Origin of the sequence: Burkholderia sp. MS389 (genome assembly GCF_016899425.1) — a bacterium.
Classification (GTDB): domain Bacteria; phylum Pseudomonadota; class Gammaproteobacteria; order Burkholderiales; family Burkholderiaceae; genus Burkholderia; species Burkholderia sola.
The window spans coordinates 66452-92205 of sequence record NZ_CP045996.1; the positions used below are offsets into that span (position 1 = coordinate 66452).

Sequence of the window (25754 nt, forward strand, 5' to 3'; positions counted from 1 at the left end):
TTGGCACGGCTCGCTGCGCTCACTCCAGTTCGCCCCTGTTTATCGCCGTGCCGACCGCATTGCGCAGCACGTCCGCGAGCCGCTGGTTTTCGTCGATGCGGGCCTGTTCGATCGCGACGTCCTCGGCGTTGCCCGTGCGGCGCGCCCATTCCTGGCGCTCGCGCGCAAAGATCATGCGCTCGTGAACCGCGCGGATGGCCCCCCATATCGCATCCTCCGCTTTCCGGGCCTCGGCGTCGTCGAGTGAAAGCACGGAGAACGCATGCCCGGTATGGCATCGATATCGCAACGGCCGTTCGTCGCGCATGCGCCAGAGCACGCCGTTGCAACTGGGGCACGTGAGGGCGGAACGCGTCCCGATCTCGTCAAGCAGTCCCGGGTCGACGAGGCCGTCCTCTGCTATCCGGCTCTCATGGTCCAGGTCGCGCAAGTCTGCCATTTTCCGCTGCTCCTTCACACATGCGCCGTAGACCGCTGCATGAATGGTCCCCGGCAGTTCCCCGGCTTTTGCGACCGCATCGGCTCCCGTCGCGGCCAGCGCGCTGCGCGGCATCGACGGCGCTTCGCATTCGTCGGGGTCCTGAACGATACCGTAGCCGCCCCGTGCGCGAATCGCCGCCAGGCCGGCCGCGCCGTCATCGAGATCGCCGCTGAGGACGACGCCGATCGCACCGGCGCCATATTCGCGGGCGGCAGACCGGAACAGCGGATCGGCGGCCGGTCGGGCGAAGTTCTCGGCCGCGGTATCGAGCAGCCATAGATTTCCGTCACGCACGATCATGTGCCGGTCGGGCGGCGCCACGTAAATTCTGCCCGCTTGCGGCGGTTCCCCTTGTAGCGCCACGCTCGCATCCAGCGTACCCCATCGCGACAGCAGCTCCGGCAACATCGTCCGATGTCGACCAATATGCTGCACGATGCAAATCGGCACCGGAAAATCCGCGGCGACGCCGGCCACCAGCGTCCGGAGGACCGGGAGACCGCCTCGGGACGATGCGATTACGACGATATCTCGACGATCCATAGACCCCCCTTTGCGGAGATAGCCGCAAATCGGGTTCCTGAACCGGGATTCCGCCACGGGCGGCCCCGCATGCCGCAATGCGGGTCGAATGGCGATTGCCGGAAACGCCGCCGTGGCCAGCCGCGCCCGAACGACCCGCGACGCACGCGCGGGCCGTCGGCCGTCATCGGGTGTCCCGACGCGCGTCGCCGAGTGCCGCGAGCAACATCCCGAAATCGAGCGGTTTTGACAGATGGCTGTCGAAGCCGGCTTCCGCCGCGGCCCGGACATCGTCCTGGCGATTGCGGCCGGTCAGCGCAACGGTCCGGAGCGTGGCCCATCGGGGATCGGCCTTGATGCGGCGAAGCAACTCGTAGCCGTCCATGTCGGGAAGCCCGATGTCGGACACGATCGCATCGACGGACGCCTCCTGCAGCATCGCCAACGCCGCGGCTCCGTTTTTCGCGGTCTGGACCACCGCCCCCGCCAGTTCCAGCAGCGCGGTGAGCGACATCGCCGTCTCCTCATCGTCCTCGACCAGCAGCACGCGCAGGCCGGCGATATTCCCCTCCGGCACGCCGCCGCCCGCTGGCACGGCGCGCTCGATCGGTGCGGCCGGCAGCCATACCGTCATCGTGGTGCCGGACCCCAGGCCAGCGGACGTCGCGGCGATCCGGCCGCCGTGCATTTCGACGAGTTGCCGAACGAGCGCCAGCCCGATACCGAGACCGCCGCGGGTCCGGTCGCGCGGCGCCTGCCGGAACATATCGAAGACATGCGGCAGCGTATCTTCGTCGATCCCCTGCCCGTCGTCGATCACGTCGACACGCAGCATCTTGCCCTCATGCGCGAGACGCACGACGATCTCGCCGTGCGGCTGCGTGTACTTGAGTGCATTGGACATCAGGTTCCAGAAGATCTGCTCGCATCGCACCGAATCGGCAAGCGCGATGGCCGGCTCCGTCGGCAGCTCCGTTTGCAGGATCAGGCCGCGCGCGTGCACGTCGAGCTCGCAGGTATCCGTGATGCTGCGCAACATCGCCGTCAGATCGACCCGGCCCAGCTCGAGCGCGAGCTTGCCGGTCTGGATGCGCGACAGATCGAGCAGGTCGTCGATGATCTGCGCCTGTGCGCGCACGGCCTGCCGAATCGAATCCGCGGCGTCGCGCACGGCGGGAATGTCACGCGTCTCCGGCAGGCGCGGCAGCATTTCCGACTTGACGCCGATCAGGTTGAGCGGATGCCGCAGCTCGTGGGACAACACCGCAATGAACTCGTCCTTCAGCTGACTCGAACTGAGCGCCTGCTCGCGTGCCGCCTGTTCCCGCGCCAGCGCTTCGCGGTTCGCGTCGTCGCTCTGCTTGCGCAGCGTCATGTCGCGCACGATCTTCGCGAAGCCGTTGAACGACGTATCGGAAATCGGCGTGACGACGCCGCTACAGAAAATCCGCCGTCCGTCCTTGGTCCGGTGCCAGCGTTCGTCGTCCGCGCGCCCTTCGCGGGTCGCGATGTCGCGCTCGCGCGTCGGCACGAGCGCCTGTCGGTCGCTCGGCTCGTAGATCAGATCCACGTCCTGGCCGATCATCTCTTCTTCCGTATAGCCGAAGATGCGTTCCGCTCCGGCGTTCCAGCTCACGATGGACCCGTTGCCGTCCTGGATGATGATCGCGTAGTCCTTGGTCGATTGCGCGACCAGACGCAGGCGTTGCTCGCCTGCCCGCGCCGCCTCTTCCGCGTGATGCCGGTCGGTGATGTCGATCAGCGTGATCACCGCGCCGTCGATGTGATCGTCCGCCGTCCGATAGGGCAGCAACCGCATCAGATACCACCGGCCAGCCTCGCTCTCGATCTCGCGCTCGATCAGCCGCAGCGACTGAAACGACTGCCGGACGTCGTCTGCCAGCGTCGGATACCGCAGTGCGTGGGTAATATGAAATAGCGACCTGCCCAGGTCCGTATCGATCAGATTGAAAATCGCGGTGGCGTTGGGCGTAAACCGCTTGACCCGGATTTCCTTGTCGACGAACACGGTCGCGATCTCGCTCGACGCGATGATGTTGTGGAGGTCGTCGTTCGCTTTCGCGGTGTCTTCGATCCTTGCCTGCATTTCGGCGTTGGCCGTCGTCAACTCCTCGTTGACCGATTGCAGTTCCTCCTTGCTGCTTTCCAGCTCCTCGCTCGTGGAGCGCAACTCTTCGTTGATCGCCTGCAGCTCCTCGTTCGACGCCTTCAATTCCTCGACGGATGTTTCGTACTGCTCGATGATCGTCGCGAGTTGCTCGCGGCTGTGCTGCAGCTCCTGTTCGAGCTGGGCCAGAACCGGATCCTGCCCGCTCGTCTCGACCTGGTCCTCCTCGGTCATGCGGCCGGCCACCTCGTCGAACACGATGAGCAGGAATTCCGCATTCGCGACCTTGTCGTGAAACGGCCTGACCGTCATGTTGATCCACGACACGCGGGCATCGTGTGCCCATTTCACCCGGCGCGCCTCGACGCTCGTGCCCGTTTGCAGCGCACGGAAAATCGCGGTGCGCAGATCGAGCCGCAGATCCGGCAGCACCAGCGTCATGATGTTGCTCGACAGCTCGCCGCCAACGTGCCGCAGGAACCGGCCCGCGTTATCCGACAGATGAACGACGTTCGATTCCTTGTCGATGATGACGCTCGGCGGCGAATACGTTTCGAGCGCGCGCTGATGGAGCTTCGAATAGGAGAAGTTGCGTTGGGCCGGGCTGGCCGGCACGCGCAACGGCGGCTGCGGCGCGGCCCGCTCGTCGGATGCGCCGGATTCGACCTGGAACAGCGGCGGAAAGCCCGTGGCCGGCTTCGCGCGATGCGTGACGACGCGTGCGCGGTAGATCCGGCGTTTCTTGTCCACGACGACAAACAGATCGTCCGCCGCGTCGGCGGACTCCGCGGTGCCGAGGAACAGATAGCCGTTGGGGCGCAACGCGAAATGGAACAGCTCCAGGATTTGCCGCTGCACCGCCCGCTCGAGATAGATCAGCACGTTGCGGCACGAGATCAGGTCGAGATGCGAGAACGGCGGATCGCGCAGCAGGCTGTGCGCCGCGAACAGGATACGTTCGCGTACCGCCTTCGCGATCACGTAGTGCGCGCCTTCTCGCGTGAAATACCGCTGCAGCAGCGGGGCGGGCACGTCGCTCGCGATCGACAGCGGCTAGGAACCGGTCCGCGCGCGGACGATCGCCGCTTCGTCGATATCGGTCGCGAAGACCTGGATGGCCTGGCTCGACATCGCGGCCTCACGCGCCCGCGCCAGCAGCAGCGAGATCGAGTACGCCTCTTCGCCCGTCGCGCATCCGGCCACCCACACGCGTACCTGCTCCTCGCCGGACTCCGACGCGAACAACGAGCCGATCACTTCCCGTTCGAGGAAATCGAAGGCTTCGCGGTCGCGGAAGAACTGGGTCACGCCGATCAGCATGTCCGCCAGCAGCGCGTTCGCTTCTTCCGGCGTGGCCCGCAAGAAATCCCGATACGCGAGGAGATCGCGCTGGCCGTTGACCTGCATGCGCCGCTCGATACGTCGCAGCACGGTCGCCCGCTTGTACAGCCTGAAATCGTGGCCGGTGCGTACCCTCAGGTGCATCAGAATGTCGGAGAGCGCCCGTTCGGGATCGTTGACCGTCGGCCGATCGACGTTGTGCAGCGATTGCGCGAATTCGAGGCTTTGCTGTTCGATGCGGCGCGCATTCGACCAGAGTTCGAGCAACCGTTGCGGCATCTCGGCCGCCGGCAGCACGATATCGACGCGCGCCATCGCAATCGCGTGCTGCGGCATCTCCGCGTGCTCGGCGTCGTCCGGCGTTTGCGCGAGCGTGATGCCGCCCGCCTCCTTGATGCGGCTCAAGCCCGCGGCGCCGTCGGAGCCGGTGCCGGACATCACGATGCCGACCGCGCGCCAGTCGTGCGCGTCCGCCAGCGTCCGAAAGAAGTGGTCGATCGTGAACGGAACCTCGTCGGACGGGTCACGGCTGCGGCAACGAAGGCAACCGTCCGACATCTCGAGCTGCATGCCCGGTGCGATCACGTAGATATGGTTTTTCTCGATCGGTACCGTGGACGTCACCTGATGCACCGGCATGCCCGTCGTGCGCTGCAGGACGGCGTCCATATGACTGACCTGTTCCGGCGCGAGATGGACGACGACGACGAACGCCATGTCCATGCCCGTCGGCGCGCTCTCGAAAAAGGTCTGCAAGGCCATCGTGCCGCCTGCCGACGCACCGATGCCCACTACCGGAAACGACAGATCGCTCTTCAACGTCGCGGGCGATGGAGGCCGCTCCTTGTGCGTAGGCGCTTGCCGTGCCATTGAATTCTCCTGATGGTGTTGCGGAACATGATGCGCCAGGCGCCGATCGGTGCCGGGTCGCATCGCCCTCGTCCGGCCGTCCCACGATCCCGCTGGCGATACTTCCCTTCGCTTCCATGCGCATTGTACGGCACCGGAAAGCGCGACCGGGCGCCTGACGCGAGGCTTGCAACCCTCGTGCGGCGGAGCGCCACGCCCGCACGCGGGTGTGTCGCCGGAACGTCATTCGTGCCGACATACCATTTCCGTCGGTTGGCGCAACACGATGCCTCCCGCCGATCCCCACCGGGAACGAATCGTGCTCGTGCGTCGGCCCGTCGGATTCAATTTATTTCCTTTGACGGATGCCGTATTACCGGCGAATATTCGCGTCGATCAAGTGGTTAGTACCGCTCAAAAACAAGACGAAACGATGCTCGCCCACGCAATCGGGGACGTTACGCTGCTTCGCCAACAGATACTGAATCGAAGGGGAAGAAATGACGCCGTTTTCCCAGGATGTGAGCAAGCAAACCGCCGCCGTCTCCAAGGCAGCGACGCCGTCGCCCGTTTTCTGGAAAGCGGGGCCGATCGTCGAAGCCACTCCGCCGGAGCCGAAATCCGCGACGCCGGACCTGCGCGATTTCTTCGCCGCCGCCGCGCTGCAAGGCTTGCTGTCGCGCGACGCCGGGCGCAACGTGTCGACGATCGCCGACTACGAATCGAAGCGCGCGGTCAGCGCCTATCGGCTCGCCGACGAAATGCTGAAAGCGCGCTGAACACGGGCTGCCACGATCGTCCGGACGCTGACACTCGGGCCGTTCAGTTGCCGCCCAACCGCAACGCCATCGCGCCGATCGGCCCCGCCAGCAACACGGCATTCAGCCCGACGACGACGGCAGTCGCGCCAAGCGCGGCGCAGCGCGCGATACGTCCGCTCGCGAAGGCGCCCATGACGTCACGCCGCCCGCAGAAGTAAATCAGCGCCAGCATCGGCACCGGCAGGACGACGGACAGCACGACCTGGCTGATCACGAGCGCCTGCATCGAATCGACGCCCATCCCGACGACGACGAACGCGGGCGCCATCGTGACGAGCCTGCGCAGCCAGACCGGAATCCGGAACCCGACGAAGCCCTGCATGATCATCTGCCCGGCCATCGTGCCGACGACGGAACTCGAGATGCCGGCGCTCATCAGCGACACGAGAAAGCAGGTCGCGGCGGCCGGGCCGAGCAACGGGGTGAGCATCCGGTACGCCGCTTCGATTTCCACGACATCGCGATGGTCGGCATGAAACGCTGCGCTCGCCATCACGATCATGGCCATGTTGATCGCACCCGCAACGGACAGCGCGACGATCACTTCCCGATCCGAGAAGCGCACCATCATCCGGCGCTGCGCGTGGTCGAGCCCAGCCGCGCGTCGCTGCGTGAGCCCGGCGTGCAGATACAGCGCATGCGGCATGATCGTCGCGCCGACAATGCCGACCGACACCATCAACGCATCGCCGCGCGGCCATTCCGGCACGACGGCATGCCACGCGACGTCGGCCCACGCGACCGGCGCGATGAACATCTCGGCGAGATAGCAAAGACCGGTCACGCCGACGAATATGCCCACGGCGATTTCCATCGGCCGGAACCCGTTCCGGTCGGCCAGCAGGATGCCGTAGGTGGCGAGCGCCATCACGAACATCCCGGCGAAGGTCGGCAGGTCGAACAGTAACGACAGCGCGATCGCGCCGTCGAGAAATTCGGCGAGCTCGGTCGCCATCGCGGCGAGTTCGCTCGCGACCCACATGGCGAACACCAGCGGCCGCGGGAAATGCATGCGGCACAGCTCCGCGAGATTCCGGCCGGTGACGATGCCGAGCTTCGCGGACAGCGACTGGAACAACATGGCGATGCCGTTCGCCATCAGCACCACCCAGAGCAGCGTGTAACCGAACTGCGCGCCGGCCCGGATGTTCGTCGCGAAATTGCCGGGGTCCATATAGGCGACCGACGCGACGATCGCCGGCCCCGCGAACGGCAGCGCCGCCCGCGGCCCGCGCCGTCGGCCGGCAAACACCTCGCGCATGTCCATCGCGGTGCGCTCCGTCGCCGCGTTCCTGTCGAGCGTCGCCATCTGCACTCCTTTGCAAAGCCGCCATCACGTGCGTGCCGACGCGCCGCGCCGCACCCTTGCCCGGCGTGGTACGGCCCATGCCGCCGAAATGACAACTGCTTGAAAATCCGGCAACGAGGGCTTCAGGTCATGCGATGCGCGCTCGTATTGCCGTCGACTCCACCCTTCCCGCGTGCCGCATCCGTGCATCGACAGCGGTCCGCGCCGTTCGCGAGAAGCGACGCCTCGCGACCCGGTCGCGCCGTCTCCATCCGGCGCGCGTCCGTGCCTCGCCGGCCGTTGTCGCCTGCCGTCGCGATACGCGCGCCACTCAACGAACGCTGCCGGCGTCGACGGGAAACCGCTGCCGCTACACAGCCCGCACCAGCCAGCACCGCGCGTACCCGGCGGTGGCGGTGGCCACGGGATCGATTCGTGCTGGGTCGCCACCGCGAATGTCGCGCAACCCTTTCCATGGAGATGCCATGTTCATCCACAACACACGGCTTCAGTACACGGTGCGCGTGGGCGCGCCGAACCCCGGCCTCGCCAATCTGCTGCTCGAGCAGTTCGGCGGCCCGCAGGGCGAACTCGCCGCCGCGATGCGCTATTTCACTCAGGCGATCACCGAGGAGGATCCCGGCCGCAAGGACATGCTGCTCGACATCGCCACCGAGGAGCTGAGCCACCTCGAAGTGATCGGCTCGATGGCCGCGATGCTCAACCGCGGCGCCAAAGGCGAACTCGCCGAAGCAGTCGACGAACAGGCCGAGCTGTACCGCAAGCTGCACGGGGCGGGCAACGACAGCCACGTGACGCAGGTGCTGTACGGCGCGGGCGCGCCACTGACGAATTCCGGCGGCGTGCCGTGGTCGGCCGCGTACATCGACACGATCGGCGAACCGACCGCCGACCTGCGTTCGAACATCGCAGCCGAAGCGCGGGCGAAGATCATTTACGAACGGCTCATCAACGTGACCGACGATCCGGGCATTCGGGACGCGCTCGGCTTCCTGATGACGCGCGAGGCCTCGCACCTGAAGTCGTTCGAGAAGGCGCTGTATGCGATCACCGCGCATTTCCCGCCGGGCAAGCTGCCGCCGAAGGCGCCGTACGACAGCGTGTACTTCCGGATGCAGCCGGACGCGGCGCCGCTGGTCGGCCCCTGGAATCATGGAGAGGGTCTCGAAATCCGCGACGCCGAGCCGGCCGTCGACGGCGGCACCGGTATTGCCGAAGGGATGCTCGAGCCGCAGCAGGTGGACGCCATCGAGGCGATGGCGCAGCGGCTCGCGTCCGATCCGAACAGCGACCCGGTGACGGGCGCCGAACTGGGTGCAGGCCAGCCGGTCCCGCAGAGCCGCGCGCCCGGCAAGCCGGACGGTGGTACCTGACCGGAAGCGCGAAGACGGGCGCTCGGACATCACCGCGAGCGCCTCTTCGTTCTACTGATGATGAAATGACAACAGCCTGACGCTGCAGGCGACGAACGTTCGACGGACTGGCTGCGCGACGCGCACGCGCTCTCGCACGCTCCATCGCGTGTTCGGCGTGCGTCAGGCGCCTGCTTCGCCGCGCCCGGCCTGGTCGGCCATCAGGTACTGGATGACCAGCGTCGGATCGGCGATGTCGAGAATCAGGCGGCGCATCACGCGCTTGCGCATATGGTCGTCATCCAGCGTCCACGGCCCCGCCGCATCGCCGAGGTAGCGGCCGATCGCGACGCGATGGTCGCCGTCCGGAGGCAGGCCGAGCCGCGCCGCGAGCAGGCCGGCGATGACGTCGTCGAGTTCGACGTGCAGCGGCCTGGAATCGATCGAGAGTTCGAGCTTCATGGTCGGTTTCGCAAACATGAAAAGGCGGCGCGGCGCGCCCCCGCTGTCGCGCGCGCCGGGAAAGGCCGCTCCGGCCAGCGGCCGTTCGACGATCGCAGGCAAGCCTGCGACGCCGGTCAGTAGCCGAGTTCGGGCGCGGGAGCCGGCTCGGCGCTGTCCTCTTTCGGCGCTTGCGCGACGGTCGCATCGGTCGTCAGCACCAGGCTCGCGATCGACGCGGCGTTCTGCAGCGCGGTACGCGTGACCTTGGTCGGATCGACCACGCCCGCGTCCACCAGATCGCCGTACTCGCCGGTCGCCGCGTTGTAGCCGAAGGTCCCGGTGCCTTCGAGCACTTTCGACACCACGACCGACGGTTCGTCGCCCGCATTGGCCGCGATGACGCGCAGCGGCGCCTCCAGCGCGCGCAGTACGATCCGGATGCCGGCGTCCTGGTCTGCATTCGCGCCCCGCATGTCCGACAGCGCCGCGCGCGCACGCAGCAGCGCGACGCCGCCGCCCGGCACGATGCCTTCCTCGACCGCGGCGCGCGTCGCATGCAGCGCATCGTCGACGCGATCCTTCTTCTCCTTCATTTCGACCTCGGTGACCGCGCCGACCTTGATCACCGCCACGCCGCCCGCGAGCTTCGCGACACGCTCCTGCAGCTTCTCGCGATCGTAGTCGCTCGTCGCTTCGTCGATCTGCACGCGAATCGACTTCACGCGCGCGTCGATGCGCGCCGCATCGCCCGCGCCGTCGATGATGATCGTATCGTCCTTGCGCACCTCGACGCGCTTCGCGCTGCCAAGATCCTCGAGCGTGGCCTTGTCGAGCTGCTTGCCGGTTTCCTCCGAGATGACCGTCGCGCCGGTCAGGATCGCGAGATCCTCGAGCATGGCCTTGCGTCGGTCGCCGAAGCCCGGCGCCTTGACGGCGACGACCTTCAGGATGCCGCGCATCGAGTTCACCACGAGTGTCGCGAGCGCTTCGCCTTCGACATCCTCGGCGACGATCAGCAACGGCTTGCCGGCCTTGGACGCCGCTTCGAGGATCGGCAGCAGGTCGCGGACACTGGAGATCTTCTTGTCGTGCAGCAGAATCAGCGCATCGTCGAGATAGGCCGCCTGCTTCGCCGGATCGTTGATGAAATACGGGCTCACGTAGCCGCGATCGAACTGCATGCCTTCGACCACGTCGAGTTCGTTCTCCAGCGACTTGCCGTCCTCGACGGTGATCACGCCGTCCTTGCCCACTTTCTCCATCGCGTCGGCAATGATCTTGCCGATCGCCTCGTCCGAGTTCGCGGAAATCGCGCCGACCTGCGCGATTTCCTTGTGGGTCGAAATCGGCCGGGACAGCTTGCGCAGCTCGTCGAGCACCGCGCCGACGGCCTTGTCGATGCCGCGCTTCAGATCCATCGGATTCATGCCGGCCGCGACGTGCTTCATGCCCTCCTGCACGATCGCCTGCGCGAGCACGGTGGCGGTGGTCGTCCCGTCGCCGGCCACGTCGGCGGTCTTGGATGCGACCTCCTTGACGATCTGCGCGCCCATGTTCTCGAAGCGGTCCTTCAACTCGATTTCTTTCGCGACCGACACGCCGTCCTTCGTGATCACGGGCGCGCCGAAGCCGCGTTCGATCACGACGTTGCGGCCTTTCGGGCCGAGCGTCACCTTCACCGCGTCGGCCAGCACGTTCACGCCCTTGACGATCTGCTGGCGCGCGCCGTCGCGGAATTTCACGTCTTTTGCAGTCATTTTCTTGCTCCGGATACAGTCGTTGAACGGGATGCCGCGCGCATCGGGCAATCACCCGTGCGGCGCGGTCGAATCGGCATTCAGGCCGCTTTCCTGGCGGCCGGCGATTCGGGTTCGAGTACGCCCATGACGTCCTCTTCGCGCATCACGAGCAGTTCCTCGCCGTTCACCTTCACGGTCTGGCCTGCATATTTGCCGAAGAGAACCTGGTCGCCGACCTGAAGCTGCAGCGGGCGCTGCGAGCCGTCCTGGAGCAGCCGGCCGCTGCCGACCGCCATCACTTCACCCTGCTCGGGCCGTTCGGCGGCCGAATCGGGAATCACGATGCCGGAGGCCGTCGTTCGCTGCTGTTCGATTCGCTTGACGATAACCCGGTCGTAGAGGGGACGAATCTGCATTTTCATCTCCTGAGCGATGAGATCACCTGAAAAAGGAATCCGCTGGCGCGTGCACGCGCAAGGCTGCACTGCGCCCGCGTGCCATCGATTGGCGAAAAGCGAAATAGTGGCGCGGGGAGCGCGCTTCAAGAGGGTGAAAACAGGACGTTTGTAACAAAATGTTTCAACGCGGAATGGACTGTTTGATGATCAGCGGTTGTCTCGCGACGGGCCATGCGAATCGTCGCGAAGCGGTACTTGAAATCCGCGCTTCCCATCCTATTTTGGGTAGCGCTCAAGCAGCCGCGGCTTATGCGCTGCGTGTTTCGATTGGTTTGTCAGCGAGGCCTCTCGTGGATCGACGAACTGGAGCGCGTGGTCCGGTTTGTCCTCCGTGCGAGGTTCAACCCGGAGCGAATCATGAACGATCCTTTCTTTATCTTCGATCGGCTGCCGGAGGTCGGCCGCCGACCGCGACGCGCCGCCCGCGTCGTCACGGGCCTGCCGGTCGGCCTGCGGGCAGCGCGCAACGGCACGCGTCGCTTCGCGCCGACCGGCGCTCGCGTACGTGCTGTGCGCAAGCCGTTCGCGTTGCGCGGCGCGCCCCAACCCGCCGCGATCGGCCGACCGAAGCCGCCGCGCCGTCGGATCGCCGCGCGCGGACGCGTGGTGCACCCTGTTTCGTTTTTCTGGATCGCGCCCGCTATGGGCGGCGCCGTACGCGACGGGGGGCGGCCATGCTGAGCCCGCATGAATTCGCGACGCTGATGCTGGTGTGCCAGGCGCCGGATCAGCTCGACATGAATCGCGCCGAACTCGATGCGTTGCTCGAACGGCAACTCGTCATGCTCGAACATGGCGCCCCCGGCCGCCGACGCGCGTATCTGACGAAGAAAGGCCGATCGATTCTCCATGCGCTCGGGGCCGACATCGCTTCCCGCCTGAGCCATGGGTCGACGACGGAGCGCGGCGGTCAAGGCGAAGCGCCTGCCGCGCCATCGGACGACGCCGGATGACGCGGCTCGGTCGCCGACTCGGCGACCGAACTGCTTACGATGTCATTCGCCTTGGCAATGACAGGGGCGTCCACCATTTTTCCATCGACGCTAATGGCCGAGCCGTCGCTTTCCTGAACGGCAGAAAGGACGCGGTGCGCCCACTCGATCTCTTCCAGGCAAGGGCGGAGAGCCGCGTGTACATGCTCGATTTGTTTGGGGTGGATGCACAGCTTGCCCCTGAAACCGAGATTGCGAGCTCGAACCGTATCCCGACGGATCCTCTGGGCCTCATCGATTGCTGCAGTGACTCCGTCCACGGGCGCCGCGATGCCGGCAATCCGTGACGCTATGGTCAGTTGCGAGCGGAAGTACACGAGCTCATCGCCATCACCTTGAATACCGGTGTCGACCTGAAAGTCCAAGGTTCCGAACAGAAGGCGCTCGACTTTCGGCACCTTCGCAAGCGAGCGGAGGTCATCAAATGCAACCGCGGTCTCGATGAGCGGCAGCAGTGCCGCTTCATCGGAGATCTCGTTCGCAAGGTTCGACAGCAGGTCGGTTCGCTCAGCCTTGGGGACGACGATGCCCTGGAGGCTCCGACACGTCCGAAGAGCCGCTATATCGTCCTTGTACCACTCGGTATCCACCGCGTTCGCTCTCACATACGCTCGTCCACCATTCCTGAGCCACGACATGACGGCATCACGAGCCTGCGCTTTTGCGGTGGGTGGCACCGCGTCTTCGAGGTCAATGATTACCGCGTCTGCGCCCGCAGCGCACGCTTTGTCGAATCGTTCCGGTCGATTGCCGGGAACGAACAAATAGGATCTCGGATACATACGATTTGTCCAGGGGCTGAGCTTGCGTCTTGCAAGCCGCAAGAGGCATCGGTCTTCCGACGCGAGCATCGTGATGAGCTTAGCGAGCGACCTCTACGAGACGCTCTGATACCGACTTCTGTTCGACAGTCTTTTGCCTGCCAAGGAAGAACGCCGCGCACGCGCTGACGACAGACATGGCCGCGAGAAAAGCGGCAACGGCGTAGGCGGAATGGAACGTCTGAAACAGCCAGAGCGAAATCATCGGTGCGGGGCCGCCGGCAATAATCGACGCGCCTTGGTATCCAAGCGACGCACCGCTGTAGCGAATGCCGGGAGGAAACGACTCGGCAATGAAAGCGGCCTGCGACCCGTAGAGCGCCGCGTGAATGACCATGATGACGACCGTGCCTGCAATGACGGCGAGCGGAATCTTCGTATTGAGCAAGGCGAAGTACGGGAAAGCGAACAACATCATGCAGATGGCTGCCGACATGTAGGTCTTCCGACGGCCGATACGGTCCGCCAGATGCCCAAAGTACGGCAACGCAAAACACGCGACGACAGCAGCAATCAACACCGCGTTCAGGATGAACGCCTTGCCGAGGCCAAGGTTCTTCGAACCGTACAGCATGGCAAACGACGTGAGCATGTAGAACGCGGCCTGTTCGCCGGGACGGACGAGCGCCGAAAGCAATATCGCCTTCCACTCGGTTCTGATGGCTTCCCGAATCGGACTCCTGGTGCGATCGATCGACTGGTTGGCCTCGACGAAATCCCGGGTCTCCGGCACGCCCATACGAATCAGCAGGCCGAACACCAAAAGCACGCCGCTTGCATAGAAGGGAACGCGCCAGCCAAATTCCATCAGCGAGTCGCCGCTCCGGCGGCTGCAGACGCTCCACACGAGCACCGAGATAACGAGGCCGAGAGGAACGCCAACATTCGGCAACGACGCCATGAAGCCGCGACGCTTGCCTTGATGACTTTCCATTGACAGGAGGACAGCGCCACCCCACTCGCCGCCCACGCCGATTCCCTGGAGGAACCGAAGTCCGATCAGAAGCCAGCCGGCAGCGGGTCCAATCTGTTGCGAGGTGGGCAGTAACCCCACGAACAACGTCGCAACGCCCATCAAGGTCAGCGTGGCGACGAGCGTCGATTTGCGGCCGACACGGTCACCCATGTAACCGAAAATGGCTCCGCCCAACGGGCGCGACAGAAAGCCCACGAAAATCGTGGCGAACGACTCCATGAGGCCTTCCGAGCTGCCGTGTGCAAAGAAAAGCTTCGGGAAAACGAGCGCGGCTGCGGTGCCGTAGATGAAGAAGTCGTACCACTCGATCGTGGTGCCAATGACACTTGCGATTGCTGCGCGGCGCTCGATGCGCTTTGAGTCTTTCGACCGGGTCGAGGCATCGGCCTGACCGAGAGGGGCGTTCGGGTGCATCCATGTCTCCAATCTTGAAAAATTTTGTCGAGGCAAATTTGTGTGCGTTCAGAACGAGGCTTCGGCTCGCATGGACACTGCACCGCCGGGCAGGCTCACCCAAACGACGAGTGGGTCGCCGTCTGGCGCGGCGTTGAACTCGAATTCGTTGCCCAGCACCGACGGCTGAATGCCGCGATAACGAAAGTGCTTCAGGCGACGTCCGCTCACTTCCTCCGCGAAGCTTGCAAGGAGCGTTGCATTGAGGGGCCCGTGAATCACGAGATTCGGATAGCCCTCGACCGCTCGGCAGTAGTCCGCGTCGTAGTGAATGCGGTGGCCATTGAACGTCAGCGCGGAGTAGCGGAACAGCATCGTCGAATCGGGTTTCACTCGACGCGTCCGCTGCGGTTGGGGCATGTCCGTTTGCGCAGGCGTGGCGCCGCCCTTCGACGCTTCCTTGTAGACAATGTCGTGGTGCTCGGTGACAAGCACCTTCCCTTCGCGCACGACTTCATGCAGGACGGTCACGAAGACGAGTTCGCCGCTTCGTCCTTGTTTGTGCTCGACCGATGCGATGCTCGAACGCTTTTCAACTTCCGCGCCAAGCGGCAGGTCGCCATGAAATTCGAGCTTGCCCCCGGCCCACATGCGGTTCGGCAACGGGACGGGAGGCAGGAAGCCGCCTCTTGCGGGGTGCCCGTCTCGACCGAGCGCCGAAGGTGCGTCGCCACTCAGGAAATAGAGCCAATGCCAAAGCGGGGGCAATCGTGCGCCGTCGACGAAGTCGGACTGAGGCATTCCGAGGGTCGCGGCCATCAGTCGCGCGTGACGCGACGACAGGACGTCACGGTCGGACTGGCTCTTGCCGATCCATTCGCGGAGGTGGGCAATGTCGACGACGCTCATGCGAATTCTCCCACTTGTTTCGTGGCGAACTCGGCGCGAATCCGCTCGGTGTGTTCTCCCAACTTGGGCGCCGCGTCATAGTGTTGGCTGTCCCACGGCGCGCGAACCGCCGGCGCAATCATTCGCAATGCTTCGCCGTCGACTGTCATCGGCCACGTCCGCAACGCAGGGTGTTCAGCCATCTGGGCAACCGAGCGAACTTGACCGTACGCGGTGTTCGAGATTGACAGGCGTTGAAGTGCTTCGCTGGAGTCGACCTTCGCGAATGCGTCGGCAATCACCCGTTCGAGGGCTGCGCGGTTTTGCACGCGATTCGTGTTGGACGAGAAGCGCGCGTCTTCCGCCACGTCCGGTTGCTGGAGGAACGCCGAGCAGAACTGACGCCACTCGCGCTCGTTTTGAATGCTGATGACGATTTCGTCACCGTCCTTGGTCTTGAACGCGCCATACGGCGCAATGGAAGGATGCTTCAGACCCTGGCGTGCAGGTGCTCCATTTCCGTAAACGTGGTGTACGTAGGGGATCGTCATCCAGTCCGCCGCACCGTCGAACAAGGAAACCGAGACACTCGATCCCTTGCCGGTGCTCGAGCGAAGCGCGAGAGCCGACAGCACGGCAATGGTCGCGTTCATCCCCGCGCCAATGTCGCAGATGGAAACGCCAACGCGCCCACATGCATCCGGTGCGCCAGTGATACCCGCCAGACCGCTTTCGCACTGCACGAGAAGGTCGTACGCCTTGAGATGGCTCGCAGCGTTGTTCGTGCCGTAGCCGCTGATATCGCACGTGATCAGACGCGTGTGCATTTCACGCAGTCTTTCACTGCCGAATCCGGCTCTATCCAATGCGCCGGGGGCCAGGTTTTGAACGAAGACATCGGCCTCCGCGATAAGCCGATGCAGGAGTGCGGCGTCATCGGCGTCCTTGAAGTCCAGCACGACCGATTCCTTGCCGCGATTTGTCCAGACAAAATACGACGATTGACCGTTCGCGGCCGCGTCGTAGCCACGCGCAAAATCGCCTTCCGCGCGTTCGATCTTGATGACCCGCGCCCCCATTTCCGCCAGGCGTCCGGTGCACAAAGGCGCCGCCAGCGCTTGTTCGATGGAGACGACGACGACGCCGGCGAGTGGCTTCGCCGAGGATGCTTCACCCACTGATGCGACCATCACTGCCTTCCCGAGTTAGGTTGATGGCTACCAGTATCGGAAAACGCGGCGGTCGATTACAGCGAGATTTCACGAAAGGATCGTTCGGGATTAACGAAATCGTGCAATGCAGCAATTTGCGTACCGCAAGCTGGCGAGTGCTGCTGTGCTATAAAGCCGGCGTCATCTTCGCCAAATTCGAACACGATGAGCTATGACTTGACTGACCTGAAGGTGTTCGTCGCCGTCGCCGAGGAAGGCAACGTCTCGCGCGGCGCCGAACGCTGCCACCTTGCGCCATCGTCTGCGAGCCTTCGCGTGAAGAATCTTGAAGACTCGGTAGGGGTGACGTTGCTGAGTCGGCATCCGAGAGGCGTCGCGCTGACGGCGGCGGGCCAGGTTCTCGTGGAGCACGCACGGCGTTGTCTCGCTCAACTCGACCAAATGCGCTCGGATCTTTTGCCTTTCACCCAGGGAATGACCGGGCACGTCACCGTATTCGCCAACAACAACGCGATCAGCTCCCATCTGCCGGACGACCTCGCTCGTTTCTTCGCGGCGTTCCCGAGCGTGCGCATCACACTGGAAGAACGACTGAGTCACGACATCGTCGCCGCGGTGGTGGCCGGTCGAGCAGATGTCGGTGTCGTGGCCTTGGATTCCGGGCATTCGGCGCTGCGATTCGTACCGTACAAGAAGGACCAGTTGGTCTTGCTCGCGCCTGTGACGCACGCGCTCGCCAGGCAGAGCGAAGTCAGCTTCGAGGCGTGCCTGGGCCAGCCGTTCATTAGTCTGCAATCAGGGGCTGCGCTGCACACGTTTCTGGTGAACCATGCCGCCGCGCTGGATGGACGACTCGACATTCGCGTGCAGGTATCCGGTTATCGGGCTATCGCTCGCCTCGTATCGTCGGGAGCTGGAATGGGTATCGTTCCGCGAACGGCGATCGAATCATCGGATGAGGGAAAGATCGCGGTCATCCCGCTGATTGAGCCTTGGTCTCAGCGCAACCTGCACGTATGCGTACAGCGCAGTCCGGCAGAGAAGAACCTGTACCGAGACAAGTTGGTCGGCATGCTGTGCCATGCTTCGGAGTGATTCGCCGAAAAATAAAAGAGCGCATCCCAAGCGTTATGCGGAGGCGATCCATTCGCGCTCGTCGTCCTGCACATCGTCGAACGACGTGCCGATTTGCCAGCGTCTCGATCGGGATCGGCAAGCGCCGGAAAGCTTCCGATCCCCCAACACCTTCAGTCCACGCCAGTTTGGCAGCTTCGTCGCGAAGCGCCTTCGTATCGACCGCTCGTGGAATGCGATTCATCCATGCCTCCGTTTCCCGATTCTACGAAACGTTGGCTTCCATTTTTTCCGACCGGCCTCACTCAGCCCTCCGTGACGGCTCAGAGATCCAGCACCAGCCGTTCGCCGCGGCATCGCGACACGCACGGCATCATGCAGTCGTTGCGGGCCTTTTCCGCCGCGCTCAGGAACGCATCCCGATGATCGGGCGTGCCCTCGAGCACGGTCGTCCGGCATGCGCCGCACACGCCCGCCTCGCACGACGTGGCGACCGCGATGCCGTGCTCGTACAGCACATCGGTGATCGACTGCCCCGGCGGCACGAGCAGCGCGCGCTGCGCGCGCGCGAGGTCGATCCGGAACGCGTCGGCCCCGCCGTCGGCAGGCTCCGCGGCTGGCGCGGAAAAATACTCGTGATGAAGCCGCGCATCGCCGAGCGCCGGGCGCGCGATCGCGTCGACGGCCGCCATGAACGGCGCCGGTCCGCAGAAATACAGATGCGAGCGCGAATCCATCGCGCCGACGATCGTCGCGATCGCGTCGCGGGTCGCGTCGGGCGTCAGCCCCGTGTGCACCGTCGCGACGTCCGCGAGCCGCGACGCGAGCGTCGCCCCGTACGCGGCCGCGTCGGCCGAACGCACGAAGTAGTGGAACGCGAGCGGCCGCCCCGCGCGCATCAGGCTGTGCGCCATCGCGAGTAACGGCGTCACGCCGATCCCGGCGGCGAGCAGCACGGCCGGGCTGTCGTCCGGCGCGAGCGGGAAGTAATTCAGCGGCGCGCCGATCCGCAGCACATCGCCTACCCGGATCGCATCGTGCACGTGCGCGGAGCCGCCGCTCGACGCCGGCTCGCGCTTGATCGCGATCTCGTACACGCCGCGCTCGACCGGATCGTTGCACAGCGAATACTTGCGCGTGAGCCCGTCGCGCAGATGCAGGTCGATATGCGCGCCGGCCTCGAACGCGGGCAGGGGGAGACCCGGCGCGTCGCTGACGAGCCGCAGCGAAATCACGTCGCACGCGACGCGCTCGCGCGCAATCACGCGCGCGGCAAGCAGATCGTTTTCGATCATTGGATTCACCGTTCAGGAAAACTCACAGCAGCCCGATCAGCCGCCACCACAACGCATTGATCGGGATCACGAACACCACGCCCAGCAGCGCCGTCGCGATGCAGTACCGGAGCACCGCCCTCCGGTCCAGCTGCGCGAGCGCGTTGCCGAACACGATCGGCGGCGACTGGTACGGCAGGACCGTGGTCGCATAGCCCATTACCTGCGCGAGCAGGCCGGCCTTCAGGTGCAGCCCCTGCGCGAGCAGGCGCGACACGATCGGCACGTATAGCGCCGGTTCCGCATTCGACGTGACCGCGAAGCAGACGACGATCGACAGCGCGGTCAGCGCGAAGTACATGAGCATCGGGCTGTCGCGCAACGCGTCGAGCGCGAGCGTGTCCGGCACGCGCATGTCGAGATGGTTGACGAGCGCAGTCAGCCCGATGATCGCCGCGATGAACCACAGCAGGTCCATCTTCAGCGTCGCGGTGAAGCGCTCGAGCTGTGCGGGCGGCGACGTGCCGAAGTAGACGAGCGCGAAGCCGAGCCCGACCCAGCCGGGCGCGATGCGATGCACGGCGTCGGTGAACCAGAACGCGAGCGTGATCGCCAGCAGCACGATCGCGTGCCATTCGCGGCGGCCGAGCGCGACGCGCGCCGCCGGTATCTCGACTTCGCCGACCGTATCCGCGAACAGCCACCAGGACGCGAACACCAGCACCGCGCCGCGCACGATCACGCCGGCCGGAAAGAACAGCAGCAGATACTCGGAGAAGCGCAGATGCATCCCGTGCGACTGCTCGAGAATCCCCGCCATGATCACGTTCGGCAGGTTCGCGGGCAGCACCGCGGCAGCGAGCTCGTACGAGCCGACGATCACGAGCAGCAGGATGCCGCGCCGCCCGTTCGCGTGCGCGCCGAGCTTCACGACGTCGCAGTAGCCGATCGCGATCGGAATCAGGATCGCGATCCGCCCGAACGTCGACGGCATCACGAGCGACAGCAGGAAGCTCAGGATCGCGAATGCGAGCAGCGCCTTCAGATACGAGCCGCCGATCCGGCGCGCGAGCGCGATGCCGATCCGTTCGCTCAGGCCGCTCTCCTTCAGCGCGAAGCCGATCGCCGCGCCGCTGAACACGAGCCAGAACGCGCTCGACCCGAAGCCGGAGAAGATCTCGGCGGTGGGCACCGGCGTGCAGGTCGCCGCGAGGAAGAAAAACAGCAGCGACACCCACAGGCTCGCGACCGCGCCCGTCGCCCACAGCACGATGCAGGTGAACACGATCGCGACGATGCGTGCGTCGCCGGCCGACACCGTGCCGCGCGCGCCGAGCGCGGCGACGCTCGCGAGCCCCGCCGCGAGCAGCGCGACCGTGACGCGGCCGGCCGTCAGCATGCCGGCGCCGCGGCCCGGCCCGCCGAGCGCACCGCCGCTCAAGCGCGCATCACCGGCGAGTTCGCCGGGATCTCGTACTCGACGTGCGACTCGTCGAAGATGTCGCCGAATTCGCGCTGCTGGCGGAACGTCGGGTCCGGCGCGCAGCTCATCGGCAGATAGCCGCCCATCCACGCGCGCAGGTCGGTCACGTCCGGCGCGCCGCCGTACACGTTCGCGACCGGCCGCTCGCCGCGCGCGACCGCGTCGATCTGCTCCTGCAGCATCTGGCGGAACATCACGATGCCGCGATCGGACGCGCCGAGGTTCTCGCGCGAACGATCGAAGATCGGGCCCTGCGTCTCGACCGCCATCGCATCCTGGCTCATGAACGTGTCCATCAGGTAGCGGCCCGCCGCGTCGGTGCGCGCCGGCTGCCGGACGATCTTCGGCGCCTCGTGAGCGGGCGGCTGCGCGCCGTCCGCGTTCGGCGTGAACGACACCCAGACGATCCGCGTCGTCGTATCGTCGACCGGCACGCGCCAGTGCATCTCGGTCATGATCCGCAGCATGTTCGGGAACACCATCAGGTTGCCCCAGCCGCGGCCCTCGCCTTCGTATTCCCAGCTCTTCACGATGCCCCAGTCGAAGCGCTGGAAGCCGAACCGCTTGAACGGCTTGCCGAACCCGGACGCGTCGCGCATGCCGAGGCGCTCGAAGTATTTCGAGTGCGTATAGAAGGTGTGCGTGACGTCGACCGCGTTTTCCTGCACCTGGAACCAGTTGCACGCGAGATCGTCCTGCACCTCGAAATGGCGGACGCCGTCGTTGCGCACGAGGATGTCCCAGTTCGGAAACGCGGGCTTCTGCTCCGCCGGCCCCATGTAGGCGAAGATCAGCCCGCCGCATTCGTGCGTCGCATAGCTGTCGATCAGCTTCTTGCAGACGCGGCTCGCCTTCGCCGATTCGAACGGCCGCTCCACGCATTCGCCGGCCGCGTTGTACTGCCAGCCGTGATACGCGCAGCGGATCGTGGCTTCCTCGACGAAGCCGTACAGCAGCGATGCACCGCGATGCGGGCAACGCTCCTGCACGAGCAGCACGCCGCCGTTGCCGGTGCGCGCGAGCACCAGATCCTCGCCGAGAATCCGCACGCGTTTCGTCTGGCCGGCTTCGGCCAGCTCCGACGAATAACCGACCGGATGCCAGTAGCGACGCAGCAACTCGCCGCACGGCGTGCCGGGCCCCACGCGGGTCAGCAATTCGTTGGTGGCGTGGTCAAGCATGAATACACCTCTCTCTCAGGTTGTAGCGGGCTGTATCGCCCCGGAGACGGCTGCGTACCGGCGAACCCTCGAGTCGCGATACGTCCGTCGATAAATCTATTTTTTTAGACTAAATAAAGTGAAGGAAAAATGCAAGGCGGGAAAATCCACAATTTTCAGCCCGTCATCGCCGCCGCATCACCAGAAATCGGTCGATGTGTATAATTAAAAAGACGAACGGTGCGCGCGATCGCCGAGATCGACACGCCGCGCGTCGGCCAACCAGGAGGACAAGATGGCGATCATTGGCGTGATGGGCTCGGGCAAGAACGAATGGCCGGAGTGGGCGACGCCGCTCGGAACGTGGATCGCCGCGCAAGGATTCGACCTGCTGACCGGCGCCGGCCGCGGCGTGATGCTGTCGGTCGCGCGCGCCTACGCGACGACGCCGGGGCGCCGCGGCCGCTCGATCGGCATCGTGCCGAGCGAAGCGCACCCGCTGTTCGGCTTCGTGCCGATCGCCGGCTATCCGAATCCGTTCATCGACCTGCCTATCGTCACGCCACTGCCGCGCAAGGAAGCTGACGCGCCGGACGACGCATTGAGCCGCAACTACGTGAACGTGCTGACGAGCGACGTCGTCGTCGCGCTACCGGGGAGCAAGGGCACGCTCGACGAGATCCGCCTCGCGACGCGCTTCGCGAAGCCGTTGATCTGCACCGGGCCCGCGAGCGCGTTCGATGGCGTCGCGGCCGGCACGCGCATCGTGTCGGCGCTCGATGACGTCTATGCATTCGTGCTCGCGCACGTGAACCGCGCGGCGGGCGGCGCAGGCGCACACGTTCCGTCGGCGTGAACCGCACGCGTTCCGGCTCCACGGCGCGTCGGCCGCCATCGCTTCCCGTCGCTTCCCGTATTGCCGGTCACAGCCGCGCAATCGTGTCGGCGAGCACGCGCACGCCCAGCATGAAATCATCGATCGACATCGCCTCGTGCGGGTTGTGCGACCCGTGATCGTTGCGCACGAACAGCATCCCGCTTGGCACGCCCGCGTTCGCGAACAGCGCCGCGTCGTGGCCCGCGCCGCTCGGCAGCGTCGCATACGGCACGTCGAGCCGCGTGCACGCGTCGGCAAGTGCGGCGCGCAGGGTGGCATCCATCCGCGCCGGCGCGCTCGCCAACCGCCGGTCGAAATCGAATCGCACGCCACGCTCGCGCGCGATCGAATTGCATTCGGCGATCAGCAATTCATGGAAGACGTCGAGCGTCTCCGTGCTCTCGCTGCGCGCCTCGAAGCTGAAATGCACCTGGCCGGGAATCCGCGAAATCGAATGCTCGTCCTGGTCGGTCGACACGATGCCGGTCGTCACGACGAGATCGATGTTGCGTTCGAGCAGCCGGCGCCAGTGCTCGTCGAGCCGCGTGATCAGCTCGGCGACCGCGAAGATCGCGTCGTGCCGCAGGTCGCGCGGCACCGCGCCGGAGTGGCCGGCCTCGCCGATGCAGCTGATGGAGTTGTGCCGCACGTTGCCGCGAATGCCGGACACGACCGCGACCGGCAGCCCGCGCGCGACCATCACGGGCCCCTGCTCGATGTGGAGCTCCAGATACGCATGCGCGCGCCGCACGTCGAACAGCGGCTTGCGCGCCCGCACCGCGTCGATGTCGACGCCCGCCGCCGCCATGCAATCGGCCAGCGGGCGGCCGGTGCTGCGATGCTTCATCGCGAGATCGTCCGGCGTCAGCCGGCCGAACAGCGCGCTCGATCCCATGTAGGCCTTGCCGAACCAGGCGCTCTCTTCGCCGCGCAGCGCGATCACGTTCAACGGGTGCGGCGACGCGCGGCCGCCGCGCCGTTGCGCGACGAGGCACAGCAGCCCCGCGACGATGCCCGCGAGCCCGTCGTAGTTGCCGCCATGCGGCACCGAGTCGAGATGCGAGCCGACCCAGATCGCACGCGCATGCGGGTCCGCGTCGGGCAGGCTGAAGACCAGGTTGGCCGCACGGTCCACGCGCACCGCGATGCCCTCGCGTTCGGCGTGCGCCGCCAGCCGCTGCGCGGCCGCCGTTTCGCTGTCGCCGTAGCTCTCGCGCGTGACGCCGACGCCGTCCGCCGACAGCACGCGGATCTCGTCGAACCACTGCTCGGCGAGCGCCGTCAGTTCGGCAAGCGGCAGCGCCGCCGCGTCGTGCACGTCGAGGTCCGCTGGCGCGTCCGGCCTGTCGGTATGCGCGTTCATCACGCCCCCGCCGTCGTGCCGCGCGCGCGCGCCGGCGCCGCGCAAAAGCGCTGCCAGCGCTCGCTCAGCGCCGCGTCGAGCCTGACCTGCCCGGTCAGCGACGCGATCGCGCCGACGCCCTCGTCCGCGCAAAACTGCTCGAGCCCGTCGATGATCGTGCGCATCACGCCCGGATCGCGGAACGACGCCGTGCCCACCTGCACCGCGCTCGCGCCGGCGAGCAGGAACTCGATGGCGTCGGCGGCGCTCCGGATGCCGCCGCAGCCGATCACCGGAATCGACACGGCGCGATAGCACTGGTGGACGAGCCGCAGCGCGATCGGCTTGATCGACGGCCCGGACAGGCCGCCCATCACGTTGCCGAGCGACGGCCGGCGCGTGCGCACGTCGATCGACATGCCGAGCACCGTGTTGCCCATCACGATCGCGTCGGCGCCCGCGTCCTGTGCCGCTTGCGCGATCTTCGCGATGTTGCCCGCGTTCGGCGTCAGCTTCACCCACAGCGGATGCCCGGTGCGCATGCGGATCGCGTCGACGACCTGCCACGTCATGCCCGCGTCCATCCCGAACGCCATGCCGTCCGCCTCGAGATTCGGGCACGAGATGTTCGCCTCGATCGCCGCGACGTCCGGCCGCGACAGCGCCTCGCACGCGCGCGCGAACGCGTCCGCCGTATCGGCGGACACCGACGCGACGACCGGCGTGCCGTGGCCCGTGTACGCGGGCAGCACGTGCTCGAGATAGTCGTCGATGCCGCGGCTCGGAATGCCGATCGAATTCAACATGCCGTCACCCGCGTCGGCGACACGCGGCGTCGGGTTACCCGGGCGGCTGACGGGCGACACGCTCTTGATCACGAGCGCGCCGAGCCCGGTCAGGTCGAGCGCATCGCGATACTCGATCGCGAAACAGCCGGATGCCGGCATCACGGGATTGCGCAGGCTCAGTTCGCCCACGCGTACGCTCAGGTCAGCCAACTTCCACCTCCCCCTCCGTCACCACGTCGCGAATCGCGAATACCGGGCCCTCGCGGCACACGCGCCGGAATGCGCGGGTCGCGCCGTCGTCGAACATCCGCACGCACGACAGACAGACGCCCATCCCGCATGCCATCCGCTGCTCGAGCGCGACCTCGCCGCGCATCGACGGATGGTCGGCGAGCACGCGCTGCAGCAGCGCGAGCAACCGTTGCGAGCCGCACGTGTAGACCGCGTCCGGCCGATCGCGCGCGATTCTCGCGCGCAGCAGCGCGTCCACGTTCGCGACCGCCGACGAGCCGTCGCTGTCGAACACCGCATGCACGTCGGCCGGCGCGCCGCGCAGGAATTCCGCGGTCATCAGGTCGTCCGGCGTGCGCGCCGACATCACGACCGTCAGCGCGAGGCCCGCCCGCGCCGCGCGCTGCACGAGCGGCGCCATCGTCGCGAGACCGACGCCGCGCGCGACGAGCAGCAGCCGTCGCGCATCGGCGTCGAGCGTGAACGGGCGGCCGAGCGGCCCGACGATCGACAGCCGCGCGCCGACGCCGAGTTGCGCGAGCGCACGCGTGCCTTCGCCGGTGACGTTGTACAGGAACTCGATTTCGCCGGCGCCGGGGCCGACGCCGTACACGCTCATCGGGCGCGGCAGGAATGGCCGGTGCAGATCGCTGACGGGGCAGACGAGCTGATAGAACTGGCCGGCCTGCGTGACGCTCGCGAGCGGCGCGTCGGCGCGCACGCGCAGATAGCGATAGCGCCGGTTCACCGCGCGATGCGCGACCACGTCGCACGCGTGCGTGGCGACCGTGGCCGCCCACGGCTGCGCGCAGGCGCGCGCCCCGTCGATCACGTCCATC

The 25754-nt window shown here is 66.0% G+C and carries 22 protein-coding genes and 2 pseudogenes; 7 read left to right on the forward strand and 17 right to left on the reverse strand.

Features of this window, described 5'->3' with window-relative positions:
* Positions 1–19: 19 nt before the first annotated feature.
* Both GJG85_RS30020 and GJG85_RS30025 read right to left on the reverse strand, forming a co-directional pair.
* Positions 20–1024 carry a chemotaxis protein CheB gene (locus tag GJG85_RS30020; protein ID WP_050016084.1) on the reverse strand — a complete coding sequence of 335 codons (1005 nt, stop codon included), beginning with the start codon at positions 1022–1024 and terminating at the stop codon, positions 20–22.
* A gap of 163 nt (positions 1025–1187) precedes the next feature.
* A pseudogene (locus GJG85_RS30025) lies at positions 1188–5342 on the reverse strand (CheR family methyltransferase).
* A gap of 479 nt (positions 5343–5821) precedes the next feature.
* On the opposite strand from GJG85_RS30025, the gene GJG85_RS30030 reads away from it, so the two are divergent.
* The gene (locus GJG85_RS30030) at positions 5822–6100 is read left to right on the forward strand and encodes a hypothetical protein (protein ID WP_089490231.1); all 279 of its coding nucleotides are present in this window, start codon (positions 5822–5824) and stop codon (positions 6098–6100) included.
* A 43-nt stretch (positions 6101–6143) separates the two neighbouring features.
* Here GJG85_RS30030 and GJG85_RS30035 read toward each other — a convergent pair whose 3' ends face one another.
* Entirely contained in the window at positions 6144–7451 is a 1308-nt protein-coding gene (locus GJG85_RS30035) for an Nramp family divalent metal transporter (protein WP_204384670.1), read from the reverse strand.
* A gap of 464 nt (positions 7452–7915) precedes the next feature.
* Between GJG85_RS30035 and GJG85_RS30040 the strand changes: the two genes are divergently transcribed.
* A complete protein-coding gene (locus tag GJG85_RS30040; protein ID WP_204384672.1) occupies positions 7916–8824 on the forward strand; it encodes a manganese catalase family protein in 909 nt (302 codons plus the stop codon).
* 162 nt (positions 8825–8986) lie between these two features.
* On the opposite strand, the gene GJG85_RS30045 is transcribed toward GJG85_RS30040, so the two are convergent.
* From GJG85_RS30045 to GJG85_RS30055, 3 genes are all read right to left on the reverse strand, one after another.
* Positions 8987–9265, reverse strand: a complete 279-nt coding sequence (locus tag GJG85_RS30045; protein ID WP_050016190.1) for a hypothetical protein — start codon at positions 9263–9265, stop codon at positions 8987–8989.
* 116 nt (positions 9266–9381) lie between these two features.
* Positions 9382–11004: a chaperonin GroEL gene (gene groL, locus GJG85_RS30050; RefSeq protein ID WP_124595165.1), complete on the reverse strand. Its 1623-nt coding sequence runs from the start codon at positions 11002–11004 to the stop codon at positions 9382–9384.
* Between the two features lie 80 nt (positions 11005–11084).
* On the reverse strand, positions 11085–11402 hold the full coding sequence (locus GJG85_RS30055) for a co-chaperone GroES (RefSeq protein ID WP_050016092.1): 318 nt from the start codon (positions 11400–11402) through the stop codon (positions 11085–11087).
* Between the two features lie 399 nt (positions 11403–11801).
* Here GJG85_RS30055 and GJG85_RS30060 point away from each other — a divergent pair, with 399 nt between their 5' ends.
* A complete protein-coding gene (locus GJG85_RS30060) occupies positions 11802–12125 on the forward strand; it encodes a hypothetical protein (protein ID WP_050016094.1) in 324 nt (107 codons plus the stop codon).
* Positions 12119–12397, forward strand: coding sequence for a hypothetical protein (locus tag GJG85_RS30065; protein WP_089490227.1), 279 nt, complete (start codon positions 12119–12121; stop codon positions 12395–12397). The genes GJG85_RS30060 and GJG85_RS30065 overlap by 7 nt, the downstream gene beginning before the upstream one ends.
* On the opposite strand, the gene GJG85_RS30070 is transcribed toward GJG85_RS30065, so the two are convergent.
* The 4 genes from GJG85_RS30070 to GJG85_RS30085 form a co-directional block, all read right to left on the reverse strand.
* Positions 12355–13218, reverse strand: coding sequence for a CoA ester lyase (locus GJG85_RS30070; RefSeq protein WP_089490226.1), 864 nt, complete (start codon positions 13216–13218; stop codon positions 12355–12357). The two genes, GJG85_RS30065 and GJG85_RS30070, sit on opposite strands and share 43 nt — an antisense overlap.
* Before the next feature lie 79 nt (positions 13219–13297).
* Positions 13298–14647 carry an MFS transporter gene (locus GJG85_RS30075; protein ID WP_204384673.1) on the reverse strand — a complete coding sequence of 450 codons (1350 nt, stop codon included), beginning with the start codon at positions 14645–14647 and terminating at the stop codon, positions 13298–13300.
* 48 nt (positions 14648–14695) lie between these two features.
* Positions 14696–15535 carry a MaoC family dehydratase N-terminal domain-containing protein gene (locus GJG85_RS30080; protein ID WP_204384675.1) on the reverse strand — a complete coding sequence of 280 codons (840 nt, stop codon included), beginning with the start codon at positions 15533–15535 and terminating at the stop codon, positions 14696–14698.
* The gene (locus tag GJG85_RS30085; protein ID WP_050016100.1) at positions 15532–16704 is read right to left on the reverse strand and encodes a CaiB/BaiF CoA-transferase family protein; all 1173 of its coding nucleotides are present in this window, start codon (positions 16702–16704) and stop codon (positions 15532–15534) included. Before GJG85_RS30085 ends, GJG85_RS30080 begins: the two co-directional genes overlap by 4 nt.
* A gap of 23 nt (positions 16705–16727) precedes the next feature.
* On the opposite strand from GJG85_RS30085, the gene GJG85_RS30090 reads away from it, so the two are divergent.
* A complete protein-coding gene (locus GJG85_RS30090; RefSeq protein ID WP_160300523.1) occupies positions 16728–16901 on the forward strand; it encodes a hypothetical protein in 174 nt (57 codons plus the stop codon).
* Position 16902: 1 nt separating this feature from the next.
* Positions 16903–17781 (forward strand): LysR family transcriptional regulator, encoded by an 879-nt coding sequence (locus GJG85_RS30095; protein WP_235356263.1) that lies wholly within the window; start codon positions 16903–16905, stop codon positions 17779–17781.
* Between the two features lie 91 nt (positions 17782–17872).
* Here GJG85_RS30095 and GJG85_RS30100 read toward each other — a convergent pair.
* From GJG85_RS30100 to GJG85_RS30115, 4 genes and pseudogenes are all read right to left on the reverse strand, one after another.
* Positions 17873–18004: pseudogene (locus tag GJG85_RS30100) on the reverse strand (IS3 family transposase); the annotation flags it as partial.
* A 79-nt stretch (positions 18005–18083) separates the two neighbouring features.
* On the reverse strand, positions 18084–19055 hold the full coding sequence (locus GJG85_RS30105) for a PDR/VanB family oxidoreductase (protein ID WP_089490223.1): 972 nt from the start codon (positions 19053–19055) through the stop codon (positions 18084–18086).
* Between the two features lie 22 nt (positions 19056–19077).
* On the reverse strand, positions 19078–20475 hold the full coding sequence (locus GJG85_RS30110; protein WP_050016109.1) for an SLC13 family permease: 1398 nt from the start codon (positions 20473–20475) through the stop codon (positions 19078–19080).
* Positions 20472–21698, reverse strand: coding sequence for an aromatic ring-hydroxylating dioxygenase subunit alpha (locus tag GJG85_RS30115; protein ID WP_089490221.1), 1227 nt, complete (start codon positions 21696–21698; stop codon positions 20472–20474). The genes GJG85_RS30110 and GJG85_RS30115 overlap by 4 nt, the downstream gene beginning before the upstream one ends.
* A 274-nt stretch (positions 21699–21972) precedes the next feature.
* Between GJG85_RS30115 and GJG85_RS30120 the strand changes: the two genes are divergently transcribed.
* Positions 21973–22533 (forward strand): DNA-binding protein, encoded by a 561-nt coding sequence (locus tag GJG85_RS30120; RefSeq protein ID WP_050016115.1) that lies wholly within the window; start codon positions 21973–21975, stop codon positions 22531–22533.
* Between the two features lie 67 nt (positions 22534–22600).
* Here the strand turns inward: GJG85_RS30120 and GJG85_RS30125 are convergent, their stop codons facing one another.
* Genes GJG85_RS30125 through GJG85_RS30135 form a run of 3 tightly spaced genes read right to left on the reverse strand, consistent with a single transcriptional unit; the run spans position 22601 to position 25753 of the window.
* Entirely contained in the window at positions 22601–23917 is a 1317-nt protein-coding gene (locus GJG85_RS30125; RefSeq protein WP_050016194.1) for a hydantoinase/carbamoylase family amidase, read from the reverse strand.
* Entirely contained in the window at positions 23917–24894 is a 978-nt protein-coding gene (locus GJG85_RS30130) for a dihydroorotate dehydrogenase (RefSeq protein WP_124631881.1), read from the reverse strand. Before GJG85_RS30130 ends, GJG85_RS30125 begins: the two co-directional genes overlap by 1 nt.
* On the reverse strand, positions 24887–25753 hold the full coding sequence (locus tag GJG85_RS30135) for a dihydroorotate dehydrogenase electron transfer subunit (RefSeq protein WP_050016117.1): 867 nt from the start codon (positions 25751–25753) through the stop codon (positions 24887–24889). Before GJG85_RS30135 ends, GJG85_RS30130 begins: the two co-directional genes overlap by 8 nt.
* Position 25754: the final 1 nt, after the last annotated feature.

Bases quoted from the DNA above. Each gene is read 5' to 3' on its own strand.
- GJG85_RS30060 (WP_050016094.1), top strand. From the start codon at position 11,802: ATGAACGATCCTTTCTTTATCTTCGATCGGCTGCCGGAGGTCGGCCGC.
- GJG85_RS30055 (WP_050016092.1), bottom strand. From the start codon at position 11,402: ATGCAGATTCGTCCCCTCTACGACCGGGTTATCGTCAAGCGAATCGAA.
- GJG85_RS30080 (WP_204384675.1), bottom strand. From the start codon at position 15,535: ATGAGCGTCGTCGACATTGCCCACCTCCGCGAATGGATCGGCAAGAGC.
- GJG85_RS30125 (WP_050016194.1), bottom strand. From the start codon at position 23,917: ATGAACGCGCATACCGACAGGCCGGACGCGCCAGCGGACCTCGACGTG.
- GJG85_RS30085 (WP_050016100.1), bottom strand. From the start codon at position 16,704: ATGGTCGCATCAGTGGGTGAAGCATCCTCGGCGAAGCCACTCGCCGGC.
- GJG85_RS30135 (WP_050016117.1), bottom strand. From the start codon at position 25,753: ATGGACGTGATCGACGGGGCGCGCGCCTGCGCGCAGCCGTGGGCGGCC.
- GJG85_RS30105 (WP_089490223.1), bottom strand. From the start codon at position 19,055: ATGATCGAAAACGATCTGCTTGCCGCGCGCGTGATTGCGCGCGAGCGC.
- groL (WP_124595165.1), bottom strand. From the start codon at position 11,004: ATGACTGCAAAAGACGTGAAATTCCGCGACGGCGCGCGCCAGCAGATC.
- GJG85_RS30030 (WP_089490231.1), top strand. From the start codon at position 5,822: ATGACGCCGTTTTCCCAGGATGTGAGCAAGCAAACCGCCGCCGTCTCC.
- GJG85_RS30120 (WP_050016115.1), top strand. From the start codon at position 21,973: ATGGCGATCATTGGCGTGATGGGCTCGGGCAAGAACGAATGGCCGGAG.
- GJG85_RS30090 (WP_160300523.1), top strand. From the start codon at position 16,728: ATGGCTACCAGTATCGGAAAACGCGGCGGTCGATTACAGCGAGATTTC.
- GJG85_RS30040 (WP_204384672.1), top strand. From the start codon at position 7,916: ATGTTCATCCACAACACACGGCTTCAGTACACGGTGCGCGTGGGCGCG.
- GJG85_RS30075 (WP_204384673.1), bottom strand. From the start codon at position 14,647: ATGCACCCGAACGCCCCTCTCGGTCAGGCCGATGCCTCGACCCGGTCG.
- GJG85_RS30115 (WP_089490221.1), bottom strand. From the start codon at position 21,698: ATGCTTGACCACGCCACCAACGAATTGCTGACCCGCGTGGGGCCCGGC.
- GJG85_RS30070 (WP_089490226.1), bottom strand. From the start codon at position 13,218: ATGTATCCGAGATCCTATTTGTTCGTTCCCGGCAATCGACCGGAACGA.
- GJG85_RS30020 (WP_050016084.1), bottom strand. From the start codon at position 1,024: ATGGATCGTCGAGATATCGTCGTAATCGCATCGTCCCGAGGCGGTCTC.
- GJG85_RS30065 (WP_089490227.1), top strand. From the start codon at position 12,119: ATGCTGAGCCCGCATGAATTCGCGACGCTGATGCTGGTGTGCCAGGCG.
- GJG85_RS30045 (WP_050016190.1), bottom strand. From the start codon at position 9,265: ATGAAGCTCGAACTCTCGATCGATTCCAGGCCGCTGCACGTCGAACTC.
- GJG85_RS30035 (WP_204384670.1), bottom strand. From the start codon at position 7,451: ATGGCGACGCTCGACAGGAACGCGGCGACGGAGCGCACCGCGATGGAC.